Here is a 13,241-nt window from a genome sequence, read left to right on the forward strand (position 1 = left end):
TCACTTGAAAGAAAGGTTCGACCACCGATGTCGAATCTTTTTTTGTTTGGGTGATAAAAGATGGGAAAAATTCTAAATAACGTCGCTGTTTTTGGGTTCTTAAATATGCGATAATGAGACATAATTACATAGAACGTTTGTTCAGATTGAAGGAGGAAACTATCTTGAGTTTACAATTCGTGCTCGGTGCAGCGCAATATGATCATCGCAAAATGATGGTGCAACAACTCATTGATGCGCTGAAAACGGCGCAGTCGGATGACCAGTTTTTTTATCTGGTACCGAACCATATTAAGTTTGATACCGAAGTTGATGTGCTCAACCAACTGTCACAAATGGCTGGTCAGAATCGACAATTTTACGCACAGAGCCAAGTTCAAGTCTTTTCATTTACGCGGTTGGCTTGGTATTTAATGAAAAATGAAGCCGAATATCAAGTGCCACGGTTATCAGCGGCCGGCATCGATATGTTGCTCTACCGGATTTTGCGAGCCCATACCACAGAATTACGGTTATTTGGTGGCGAAGTTTCGCAAACGGGGTTTATCACACAGCTCGCAAAAGAAATCAATGAGCTACAGACGGCTAATTTGACCCCAGAAGATGTTGCGCAGTTGGCCACGCAAGCACCAGCTGGGGATCTGCAAGCTAAATTACACGATTTGTCAATTGTGTATGCGGACTTTGTCACAGCCACAGTTGGTAAGTATTTGAAGCCCGCGGACGTTTTGGCAGAATTAAACACTTATTTACAACATCGAGATTTGAGCAAACTGCACTTTTATATCGAATTGGCAGGTTTTGCCCAATTACCAGGGCAACAGCAGGCTTTGATTACGACCATGTTGGAGCATGGGGCTCAGGTGACCATCAGTTTAATGTTAGACAAAGCAGTGACGCAGCAGTTACCAGAAAATGGCAGTCTGTTTTATCAAACAGGGCGATTGTATTACCGGTTATATCAATATGCACAAGTGCGCCACGTGCACATCGGCATCGATATCAATGCTCGGGTCAACAAGCCACGCGTGAGCGAAGGGTTACAGGCACTCGATGATTATTGGCGTGGCCACCCGCAACATGGTAGTGGCCAGGAACCTGAAAACAACGCGATTAGCCTTTTTCGAACGGATAGCCGCCAAACGGAATTAGCCCAAGTAGCCCGGAAAATTCGACAGTTAGTGGCGACCGGCGAGTATCATTACCGGGACTTTTTAGTGATGACGCGGCATTTGACGAGCTATCAAACGATGCTGGCACCAATTTTGCAAACCCAAGAAGTGCCGTATTTTGTCGATTTGCAACGGTCAATGGCAGACCATCCGTTAGTTGAATTGATTAGCGCACTATTTGATTTGGACGAGAAACACTATCAGTATCGCGATGTCATGCGGGTGTTAAAAACAGAACTCTTAATTCCTGTCGTTGATGGGCAGCCAATGTCACGCCAAGCTTATCGGCAAGCCGTGGATTTAACGGAAAACTTCATTTTGAAGAGTGGTTATGCGGGCCAGCGCTGGTTGGAACAGACCGATTGGCAGTATTTCCAGTTTACTGCTGGCGATGCTGGCGTGGAGACGGATGAAAATGCAGCTATTTCGCAACAAATTAACTTGATTCATCATTTTGTCGCCAAGATTTTTCCACCATTCTTCAAAAAGATGGCCGCGGCAAGTGATGGTCGAACGGCGGCGACAGTATTATTTGATTTCTTAACGAAACATAGGGTCGACCAACAATTAATGGCTTGGCGCGATCAAGCGTTAGACCATCAGGACGTTGCGGCGGCCGCCGAACCAGAACAAACTTGGCAGGCTTTCTGCAACATGCTCGATGAGTTCGTGACGTTATTAGGGACAGAACCGTTTGACTTAACAGACTTTTTGGCATTGTTGCAAGCCGGGTTTGAGGGGGCCAACTATTCTCAAATTCCATCGACACTTGACCAAGTTTTGATTTCTGAAAGTGGGATGGTCCAGAGCCAGCAACGGCGAGTTGTTTTCATGATTGGTGCGACTGATCTGGTGATGCCAGACCGGATCATGACCAACGATTTGTTGAGTGATGTTGATAAGGCGACGTTACAGCCCAACATTGAGGCATTAGATGGGGATCATTATTTAAGTGATTCGGCCGTCATTCAGTTAGGGGACGAACGTTGTCTAAACTATTTAGCCTTCATGACCGGCACTGACCAGCTATTTTTCAGTGCCCCTTTAAAAGATGATCAGGAAACTGATTTAGGTTTGTCAAATTATGTGAAACAAATCCAACAACATTTTCGACTCCCAATGGCGGTCTATTTGGGGTCACCAGAACCAACCGTGACAGAGATCAGGCCGTTTGTTGGGACGAAGCGTCGAACCATGACCCATGTCATTCAAGTCTATCGAGATGTATTGACGGCTAATACCGATCGTAATCGGGTGGGAGCCCTATTACGGCCAGCGCCAGTTTGGGTCTGGCTCCGGCAGCAATTGACGCGTGATCCGGAATTTGGGCCACTCGCCCAACAGTTACTGGCGGGGTTAAGCTATCGCAATGTGCCGGTTGCATTAAAGCCCGAGTCGGTCAAAGCGTTATACGGAAATCAAATTTATACCTCAATTTCCAAACTTGAAGAATTTTATCGTAATCGCTATGCCTACTTTTTGAAGTATGGCTTGAAGTTGCGTGAACGGGATGTGTTCGAATTGTCGGCGGCTAGCACGGGTGAATTTTTCCATGCGGTCCTCGATGGCTTAGTTAAAGCTGTTCGCGCTGACAAGGTGGATTTGGCGAGTTTAAGTGACGGGCAGTTGGATCACTATTTAGGCCGAATTACGACTGATGTATTGGCACAGCCACAGTTCATGATTTTATCGAGTTCTAATCGGATGGCTTATTTGCGGCAACAGTTGATCAATACGGTGAGTCAGATTGCCTATGCGATTCGTAACCAGAGTTTGCGTTCGGCTGCTAAACCGACTCAAACTGAATTATTATTCGGAAATGTCGGCAAGGAGCACGGATTGAAGGCCCTCGATTTTAAAGTGGATGACCAACATAGTGTCCATGTTCGTGGAAAGATTGACCGCTTGGATCAGATTCAAGTGGCTGATCAGCGCTATTTAGGGATTGTCGATTATAAGTCGTCTGTTCATCGCTTTGACTTTCAGGAAGCTTACTATGGGATTGCCATGCAAATGTTGACCTATTTGGATGCGGTGCTACGTAATGAACACGACATTGTGGCAGATCCGCAAGCTAAAGTGAAACTGGCTGGCGCACTCTATATGCATATTCAAAATCCAACGCTTAAGCCGAGTGACGTGAAAACTGGGTTTGAGGCCGCTATGCTAAAAGCCAATAAGTATAAGGGCATTTTGTTGGATGACCCAGAACTGCTAGCAAAGTTAGACACTGATTTGCAGAAACAAACCGGGGTCTCAAAAATTTATCCGTTCCGGCGCAAAGCTTCAGGCGACTATAACCATGCCAATACGCGGACACCGTCATTGGTGACTGAAAAGCAACTATCACAATTGATTGATCATAATCAACAATTGATTATTGAAGCGGCGGCTGCCATTTTTGCCGGGTCATTGGACTTAAATCCGATGCGGTTAAATGATAAGACGACGGCACTTCAATATTCACCGTATTTGGCAATTATGCAATTTGATGCCATGTTGCCAGAAAATAATTATCATGATTTACAACCACTCACTCCGAGTGAAGTGTTAGAACGAATTGCGAGCGGAGGTGGTCAAAATGACTAAGTTTACAGCCAGCCAACAAGCGGCTATTGAACAACAAAATAATAATTTACTCGTTTCAGCGTCAGCTGGCTCTGGAAAGACGACGGTCTTGATTGAACGCATTATGCGTAAGCTAGCAGCTGGGACGAATGTTGATCAACTGTTAGTGGTGACTTTTACCAATTTAGCAGCGAAGCACATGAAACAAAAATTGGAGAATCAGCTGAATGCTAAAATCTCGACGCTGCTGAATCAAGCGCCTGACGCGGCAACGACTTCACCAGCAGTCCAGCGCTTGCGGCAACAATTGAATTTGTTAGGGGTCGCTAATATCAGCACTCTGGACGCTTTTTGTTTGCGGCTGATCCAACGCTACTACTACGTGATCGACCTCGATCCAGTGTTCCGATTGCTAACAGATAATACGGAAGGACTACTGATTCGTGACCAAGTCTGGGGTGATGTGCGCGAACAACTCTACGGGGAGGACGGTCAGTTATTTGCACGGTTGACGGCTAATTTCTCGAATGACCGTAGCGATGATGGCTTGAGTGCGCTGATCATGCGACTCTTTGACTTTGCGCAATCGACGCCAGATCCAGTCGCTTGGTTAAAAGCGTTGCCCGAAGCGTATGTCATTGAGACGCCAACGGTTACCGAATCCGCATTTTATCAAAAACAACTGTTGCCATTATTACAGCAAACTTGCCAGCTGATGCAGGCCAATGTGACGCAAGCTTGCCAATTGGCGCAAGATGGTGAACTGGAAGATAAGACGATTAAGGCGTTGACGGCTGCTCAACAGGACTTAGAAAAGTTAGCAACACAATTGCCGACTGCGACCTGGAATGAGCTACGTGGCCAAGTCGCGGCAATTAAGTTTGGCCGTATGAAGAAAACGTATAAGGATGACTTACTACGGACAACGGCGGCGGCCAATGTCGGACAGCAAGTGCAAGCGGTCAAAGATCAGCTTAAACAACTCAGTGAGAGCTACTTTGCTGCGGATGAACAACAAGTACTGGCTGTGATGCATGGTTCGGCGGCGTTAGTGACAGAACTCGTACAAGCAACGTTGAAATTCAAGGATGCATTCGCAGCGGAAAAACGGCGCCGGCATGTGCTGGACTTTAGTGATTTGGAGCACTTAACGTTACAAATTTTAACGAGTACCGACGACAGTGGTCAGGGCGCTTTAGCGCAATTGCGGGCTCAGTTTGACGAAGTAATGGTCGATGAATATCAAGATATTAATAGTCTACAAGAAACAATTTTACAATTGTTGGCCCGTAAAGAACCAGGGAATATGTTTATGGTTGGCGATGTTAAACAATCGATCTATCAATTCCGTTTAGCAGATCCGTTGTTGTTCTTGCATAAATATCGTGATTATGGCGAAAATCCAGCTCACGGGGATCGCATTGTCCTCGCTGAAAACTTTCGTTCAGTTGAAAATGTCGATAACCTGACGAATTTGATTTTTAGTCAACTGATGGATGCCCCAGTTGGTCAAATCGAGTACGATGACGCAGCTAAATTGAAGTATGGTCCGAAAGATTACCCGGCTGATATGCCACAGACGACCAGTTTATTGCTGTATCAGTCTGGCGAAAAGGACACTGAAACTGCCACAGATGAAGATGATCCCAATTTTGCCATTGATGATCCGTCTGAAGGTAGTATCACGATGGTCGCCCAGAAAATTTTGGCGTTGAAGGCTATGGATCGCCCAATCTATGATCGTCAGACGAAGACTTATCGCCCATTTCGATACAGCGACGCAGCGTTATTGGTCCCGACTCGGAATCATAACTTAACGATTATTGATATTTTCAAACGATTACAAATCCCAATCGTGGTCAATGATGCCCAGAATTATTTTCAAACGACTGAAATTAGGATCATGATGGCGCTATTGAGTGTGATCGATAATCCGTATCAAGATATTCCATTAGTAGCGGTGTTACGCTCACCAATCGTGGGTTTGGACGAAAATCAGTTAGTCTATTTACGAATTCAAAATAAGACCAGCGACTATTTTCAAGCTTTACAGGATTTTTATGCAGCGTATCCAGGCCGTGCACACGAAGCTTATGGGGACCAAGTCTACGCGAAAGTAGATCGTTTCATGACGCAATTAACAGAGTTTCGGGATCTCGCACGTCGTAACCAGTTAGTCACGTTGATCTGGCGTATCTATGAACGCACGGGGTTCTTGGACTATGTCGGTGGGATGCCGGCTGGTAAGCAACGACAAGCCAATTTGAATGCCTTATATGAACGGGCACACGCCTATGAAGAAGGCAGTTTTAAAGGATTGTTCCAATTTGTACGATTTATCAAACGAATGCAGGAAAAGGATCAAGATTTGGCGTCGGCGGTGGCCGAGACTGAAACTGAAGCAGTCAGTGTGATGACGATTCATGGCAGCAAAGGACTCGAATATCCGGTCGTCTTTATCATGGATCTGGATAAACAGTTTAATCAGAGCGACACGCGGCAGTCAGCGTTGTTAGATCGTGAAGCCGGTATTGGGATCACGTACCTCGAGCCGAAAACGCGGGTCAAATATCCGACCTTACCACGTTTATTGACGCAGCAAGTTGTCAGTCAAAAGTTGCGGGCAGAAGAAATGCGGAAACTTTACGTGGCAATTACCCGGGCAGAACAACAGTTGTATTTAGTTGGGACGGTTGAGTCGATTGAAGCCGCTACGGAAAAATGGCGACGAGTCCTAGCTGATCCGCAATTGGTCTTGGCAGCCCAAGCGCGGGTGACGGCTAAGAGTGATTTAGATTGGTTAGGAATGACGTTGATTCGCCATCCAGATTTGAGAGCTTATTGGGATGGTGAGCAACCAACTTTTGATTTTACCGCTGATCAAACGCACATTTCAATTGAGCTAGGCGATCCTGATTCTGTTGGTAAGACTGTGCCACAATCGGCGTCAGCGGAGAGCACGCAACCGAGTGCGGTTGATTTGGTGGAAGGTGATTTGGCTGTAGACGTTGATCAGCTTACACAGAAAAAAATTCAGGATATGCTGAATTTTAAGTATCCAGACCAAATGGCGACCGCGACGACAGCTTATCAATCGGTCTCTGAAGTGAAGCGAATTTTCGAAGATCCCGATACGCCTTTAATGCAAGCTAATCCATCGGTCAGTGTGCAACAAGCACGGCCTAGCAGTCGTTATGTGACGGATGAGTTAGCGACGCCACAATTTCTCCAAACGGCCCAAGCGCCAACGCGGGCAGAGGTTGGGAGTGCGACGCATTTAGTTTTGGAACAATTACCACTCAACGCACCGGTGACAGTTGAAGTCGTCAAGACGACGATCGGATCATTGGTGATGAAACAAGTTTTGACTGAAGCTGTGGCACAGTTAATTGACGTTGCGTCGGTAGTCGGATTTTATGCGAGTGACTTGGGGCAACAGATCTTGGCAGACCCCAGCCGTGTGCATCGCGAAGTGCCATTTTCGCTATTGATGCCAACTTGGCGTTTATTTGATGATTTTGATCAGACTGATTCCAATAAAATCTTGATTCATGGGATTATTGACGGTTATTTGGAAACTGACGCAGGCATCATTTTGTTTGACTACAAGACGGATCATGTGAAAGGGACCCAAGCCCTGTTGAAACGTTATGCGGGTCAAATCAAATTATATGCCGCAGCGTTGGGGTCGATGTACGAACAGCCAATTGTGGAGCAGTATTTGTATTCCTTAACGCAACAACAATTAATCAGCGTGCCAAGTAAACACTGATTTGTCACCTAAAATAGCGATGTCGTTGAACTCATGAGTCCAGCGACATCGCTATTTTTTGAGAAATTCTGAAAATTAACTGATTATTTACACTAACTTAATACTCAAATGGGTAACCTAATGTTAAATTTAGCCTATGAAGCGTGCGTCTAAAACGACAACTGACAGGAGAAAGCCAAAAATGCAGGGACTATTTTTCATCCAAACGTTTAGCTACATATTGTTGGTTATTTGTCTGTCTAGATTTAGCCGAGCCCATCCAGATAATGTGACAGTGAGCTTTGTGAGGCGACACGTCTATGGCATAAACGGGTGGGCCATCCTAATTTTAGCAATTCAATTGCGATTACAGTTACCCCCGTGGACTGGTTTAATCCCGTATCTGTTATTTCTGACGATTGCGGCCGTGTTAATTAGTCGACGGTCGAAGCGGCAGTAGTTGCCTCACGTCTTAAAGCTAAAGCATCACTTGATAGGCATTTCGTTGATCAGTCGCATCGTTAGCCATGTAGACGATGCCCCGATAATTAAAGCCGGCTTTGGTAATGATATGTTGCATCCGTTGATTCAAGGCATGCGTGTCGACGCGAATCTGGCGGAAACCGGCAGCGTAACTTAGCGTCATCAAGTTGCTGAAATAGAAATCAGCCAAGTGTTGCCCGTGATAGCCACTGGCAATGGCGATTCGATGAATTGACGTGTAAGTGGCGTCGGCGTCACCAGCCCAGCTGCCTTGATAAATTTTTTGATAATTAGGGTCAGGAGTCGTTAGTAAGGCAGCCGTGCCAGCAATGTCACCATTAACGATCAGTAACCAAGCACGTTGCGCATTGATATCGGCTTGGATATCACGATCAAGGGGATATCCGTCTTGCCATTGGGGAATCTGGTCGGCAGCCAGTGCTTGGCGGCCTTGTTCAATAATTGCCATCATTGCGGGTAGATCAGCGTCGGTGGCTTGGCGGACATAGTTAGTCATTCATAAATCCTTCTCTCTTAAAATTAAACAAATTAATGCTAATTATTATAGAACTGTTGTGACTAGCTGACAAATTGAAAAGCAGATTAGTATTAATTCGATTATCATTAGCTTTATAATAAGACTTATTATAAAGCTGGGAAGTGACACAGATGAAAGTATTTGTAATTGGAGCTCATGGTCAAATTGGTAAGAAAATCGTTTCTAAGTTGGTGGCACAAGGTGATCAAGTTTATGCTGGGATTCGCCATCCGGAACAGGCGGAAGCCTTTGAAGATGCTGGTGCCCAACCAGTTAGCTTTAACTTGTTAGAACAACCAGCCGAATTAGCGGAAGCTTTTAAAGAAATGGACGCAATCGTGTTTGCCGCTGGTTCAGGCGGTCAAACCGGTTATGATATGACTTTAATGATCGACCTCGATGGGGCAGTCAAATCTATGCAGGCGGCCGAATTAGCGCACGTCAAACGCTATGTCATCGTGAGTGCTGAATTTACGGCCGACCGTGCCAAGTGGCCAAATTCACTGAAGCCTTACTACGTGGCAAAGTTTTATGCGGATGATTGGCTCAAAAATCGGACCCAGTTGGCTTACACGATCCTTCAACCAGGCACGTTAGTCAATGATGCGGGCACGGGTAAAGTAACCGTCAACCCTGGAGTCGGTGGAGAAATCACGCGTGATGATGTGGCAACGTTTGCCGTCAAAACTTTAAGTGCTGATCAAACGATTGGTAAGACAATTGCCTTGATCAATGGTGAAACAGCGATTGCTGACGCTGTTAAAGCCTAACTAAAAATGGTTCACAGACTTCATTTTGACAGAGTCTGCGAACCATTTTTTTAATTGCTATGATTTCGATTACTGAATAGCCAAGCACCAACGGCAATCCCAATGATTAGGATTAGTAGCCAAAATGTGCCACCAAACCACATGAAAGGCATGCCGTGACCAAAAGTCCAACCACCACACATTGTGCGTCACCACTTTCAATTAATTAGTACTCTGAGTATAACGTCTTGATCTGTGGTAGGTCTACTTTTTAGCCTTAAGCTAATTGCGCTGCGAGCTGAGCTTGTTGATCAGCGGTCAATGGCAGGATTGGTAAGCGGGGCTGCCCAACTAAAATTTTCCGTTGGTTCAATGCTGCTTTGACGGGCGCTGGTGATGGTGAACTAAATAGCGCGGCCATCTTTGGCATTAATTGTCGTTGGAGCTGACCAGCCATTTGCCAGTCACCGTGGGCTAATTTAGCATACATCTCGGCAAGCTCGTCGCCAAAAATGTGACTAGCCACCGAAATGACACCGTTAGCCCCTAATACTTTTGCCGTTAATGCCTGGGTGTCTTCACCGGTATACACGTTGAAATCGGCTGGGGCTTGTTCAATGATTGCAGCCAACTCTTCTAAAGAGGTGCACTGCTTGATGCCAATAATATTAGGATTCTTGGCAAGGGTCAAGACCGTGTCCACGTTCATTTTAACGACGACCCGACCCGGAATATTATAGATCATGATTGGTAAACCACCTTTTTCGGCGATGGCCGTGAAGTGGGCGAGCATCCCAGCTTGATCGGGTTTGTTGTATGGTGGCACGACAACGAGGGCCGCATCGATGCCAACAATCTGACTGACACGCCGCGTAAAGGCAATCGTGCCGGCGGTATTATTTGTGCCGGTATTGGCCATAATTGGCACGCGGCCATCGACAAATTTGGCAGTCTCCTGGAATAAGGTGAGTTTTTCATCATCGGTCAAAGTTGGCCCTTCACCTGTCGTGCCGCCAACCAAGAGGCCTTCGGTGTGGTGAGCGATTAAATAGTCGATTAAGCATGCCAAACGGTCGTAATCAACTTGCCCCTGATCGTCAAATGGGGTGACCATGGCAGTCATAATAGTTGCGTCAGTAAATTTCATCTTAAAATCCTCCAAATTAGTGTGATTCAAAGTCTGTGAGCCAAGTCGCTAAGCGATTCATGCTGTCGCGCAGGGCTGACTGACTCGCGGCATAACTGATGCGAAACCAGCCTTCACCAGTGGTACCAAATGCTGATCCGGGAATGACGGCGACTTGGGCTTGTTGCGCAAGTTGCGTGGCGAAGTCCCAACTAGTCCCTTGAAAGTTAGCGGGAACTTGGGCAAATAAATAGAACGCACCGCTCGGATAAACATAATTAATGCCAATTTCACTCAGACGAGCGACTAAATAATCGCGTCGTTGTTTATAAATGGCCCGCATTTTGGGACCATCATCAAGGCCATTTGTCAGGGCTTCAATGCCAGCGACTTGGCTGATTGAGCTTGTCGACGTGACTAAATATTGATGGGTTTTCTTCATCTCATCAACTAAGGCTTGTGGTGCCATAATTAAGCCTATCCGCCAGCCGGTCATCGCGTGAGACTTGGAAAGGCCGTTGATCGTAATTGTCTTTTCGGGGTAAAGGGTGCCCATCGCAGTATGCGGTTGATCGTAGGTGATTTCACTATAAATCTCATCACTGATGACGATTAGCCCAGCTTGGCGAATCACCGTAACCAATGCCATTAGTTCTGCTTTGGAATAAGTGACGCCGGTAGGGTTTGTCGGATAATTTAAAATAATGGCTTTTAAGTGTTGTCCCGTGTGTGCTTGAATCGTGGCCGCTAACTTGGCTGGGGTGAGCTTGTACCCACTTTGCGTTGTATCGATGGGCACTAAGTTAGCGTGCGCCATGGCGACGACCGGTGCATAGCTCGTATAACTCGGCGTGGGCAACAAGACGCCGTCACCGGGATTGAGGATAGTGAGCAACGCGGTCGCGACGGCTTCGGTAGCACCAACCGTGGCGATGATCTCGCTAGGCGCGTAAGTCAGACCATATTTTTGATTAAAATAGCGACTGGCGGCGACTTGTAATTTTTGAAAACCCATTAAAGGGGAATAATGACTGAAATCGTGCTGAATGGCTTGAATACCAGCTTTTTTGATGTGTTCGGGGGTCGGCAAATCTGGTTCGCCTACAGTTAGTTTAATAATATCCGGGATATCGCTGATGGCTTCGTCAAAGCGTCGAATACCGGAAACTTGAATTTTTTTAATAATCTCATTGGTATCAGTCATGTTAAAACTTCCTCTCATCATGATTAATGTTTATAATAGGCAACAATTGACTTGATTAAAAGTGACAGTTTTGTCAAAAATGAAAGGACAGTTTGTGATGCCTCTTGATCGAAAGGCGGCCACACCGCTCTATTTGCAGTTGTATCAGCTTTTACGTGACAGTTATGAGCCCCAAAAATCAGCGCAACAAAAATTATGGTCGATTCGCAAGCAAGCGCAAAATATGCATGTTTCGAAAACGACCGTTGAGCAGGCTTATGATCAATTGATTGCGGAAGGCTATGTTTATACCATTCCGGGGAGTGGTTATTATTTTAATGATTTGCAACATTGGCCCGCCGCCCGTCAACCCACGTTGCCACCTGTGACGCCAAGTATCCCCGCAACGCCGGTAAAATATGATTTTCGTTATGGGCTGACAGAAGTTTTAACGCCCAGTTGGAATGGCTGGAAAAAGGCGGTTCGAGCGGCCTTACGTCAGACTGAGGAACAACCGGCCGCGCTCTATCCAGATGCGCAGGGTTTATTAACGTTACGCCAACAGTTGGTGACCTATTTACGCCAAACCCGTGGCGTGCAATGTCGGGCCGACCAAATTGTGATTACGAATGGCCCCAAGTCAGGTTTAGAATTGTTGCTCAGTTTATTGCCAGCCGGAACTGTGGGCATCGAGAATCCAGGTTATCGTGGGCTGACTGACTTGGCGGCGGGGTATGATCAACAAACAGTCTGCATCCCTGTGACGGAAAAAGGGATCGATCTGACGACACTTAAACGGTTACGTCCCCAGCTGGTTTATGTGACTCCAGCCCATCAATTTCCGCTGGGCTACGGCTTACCAATCGCCCAGCGGTTGGATTTATTGCAATGGGCAGCGACCGAACAGGGTCTAATTGTCGAGGATGATTATGACAGTGAATACCGCTACGACGCCCATCCGCTGCCAGCGTTGCAGTCATTAGCGACGGCTGACCAAGTGGCTTATTTAGGCACGTTTGCCAAGGGGATTGACCCGACTTCACGGATGGGGTATGTGGTGTTGCCGCAACACTTATTGACCAAGTATCATCAGCGTTACCAATATCGTTCGGCCATGGTCGCTGGCTTGGTGCAGCAGGCGATGGTCAATTACTTTGAGAGTGGCGCTTATTACCGACATCTTAGCCGTAGTCGGGCTTTGAATCGGCAGAAGTATCAGTTGCTGGCGCACAGCTTTAGTCAAACGTCAGCGGTACAGCCGATTTTAACGGGCGCCGGGCTACATTTAGTTATCCGAGTACCGCAAGTTGAACAGGCAACTTTAATGGCAGCATTGGAAGCACGGTCGATTCGTATTTATCCATTGGACTCAAATTGGGAGCACATGCCAACCCACGATTACTATTTGCTTGGGTTTACGGCGTTAAGTTTGGTTGAACTAAAGCAGGCGTTACCTAAGTTGATCATGACCTGTGAACGGCTAGCTTCAGCTTGAACCGGTCCCACGACCGCATGTTATTAGTGGCGATTGGAGACGGGAACCAGCACCATAGTTAAACGCAAAAAGGTCGGTCATTACTGCGAAAAAACAGTATGTACTAGTCCCTGTCAAGTTGACAGATGAAATAATATAATTTTGCGAGTGTTGCTTAAGCGGCTTCACTGCGGTAT

At 46.3% G+C, this 13,241-nt stretch carries 7 protein-coding genes; 4 read left to right on the plus strand and 3 right to left on the minus strand.

Annotated elements, in window-relative coordinates; translation table 11 throughout:
- The first annotated feature begins 164 nt into the window (after window positions 1-164).
- Both FFM70_RS11710 and addA read left to right on the plus strand, forming a co-directional pair.
- A complete protein-coding gene (locus FFM70_RS11710) occupies window positions 165-3,761 on the plus strand; it encodes a PD-(D/E)XK nuclease family protein (protein ID WP_137617043.1) in 3,597 nt (1,198 codons plus the stop codon).
- Window positions 3,754-7,512, plus strand: coding sequence for a helicase-exonuclease AddAB subunit AddA (addA, locus tag FFM70_RS11715; RefSeq protein WP_379855527.1), 3,759 nt, complete (start codon window positions 3,754-3,756; stop codon window positions 7,510-7,512). Before FFM70_RS11710 ends, addA begins: the two co-directional genes overlap by 8 nt.
- Window positions 7,513-7,969: 457 nt before the next feature.
- Here addA and FFM70_RS11720 read toward each other — a convergent pair whose 3' ends face one another.
- Window positions 7,970-8,491 carry a GNAT family N-acetyltransferase gene (locus FFM70_RS11720; RefSeq protein WP_137617044.1) on the minus strand — a complete coding sequence of 174 codons (522 nt, stop codon included), beginning with the start codon at window positions 8,489-8,491 and terminating at the stop codon, window positions 7,970-7,972.
- Window positions 8,492-8,643: 152 nt separating this feature from the next.
- Here FFM70_RS11720 and FFM70_RS11725 point away from each other — a divergent pair, with 152 nt between their 5' ends.
- A complete protein-coding gene (locus tag FFM70_RS11725) occupies window positions 8,644-9,282 on the plus strand; it encodes an SDR family oxidoreductase (RefSeq protein ID WP_137617045.1) in 639 nt (212 codons plus the stop codon).
- 256 nt (window positions 9,283-9,538) lie between these two features.
- On the opposite strand, the gene dapA is transcribed toward FFM70_RS11725, so the two are convergent.
- Together dapA and FFM70_RS11735 are read right to left on the minus strand one after the other, a co-directional pair.
- Window positions 9,539-10,408, minus strand: a complete 870-nt coding sequence (dapA, locus tag FFM70_RS11730) for a 4-hydroxy-tetrahydrodipicolinate synthase (protein ID WP_137617046.1) — start codon at window positions 10,406-10,408, stop codon at window positions 9,539-9,541.
- Between the two features lie 16 nt (window positions 10,409-10,424).
- Window positions 10,425-11,591 (minus strand): aminotransferase class I/II-fold pyridoxal phosphate-dependent enzyme, encoded by a 1,167-nt coding sequence (locus tag FFM70_RS11735; protein WP_137617047.1) that lies wholly within the window; start codon window positions 11,589-11,591, stop codon window positions 10,425-10,427.
- 97 nt (window positions 11,592-11,688) lie between these two features.
- On the opposite strand from FFM70_RS11735, the gene pdxR reads away from it, so the two are divergent.
- Window positions 11,689-13,065, plus strand: a complete 1,377-nt coding sequence (gene pdxR / locus FFM70_RS11740) for a MocR-like pyridoxine biosynthesis transcription factor PdxR (protein WP_137617048.1) — start codon at window positions 11,689-11,691, stop codon at window positions 13,063-13,065.
- Window positions 13,066-13,241 lie beyond the last annotated feature (176 nt).

The organism is Lactiplantibacillus nangangensis (assembly GCF_005405065.1).
GTDB lineage: Bacteria > Bacillota > Bacilli > Lactobacillales > Lactobacillaceae > Lactiplantibacillus > Lactiplantibacillus nangangensis.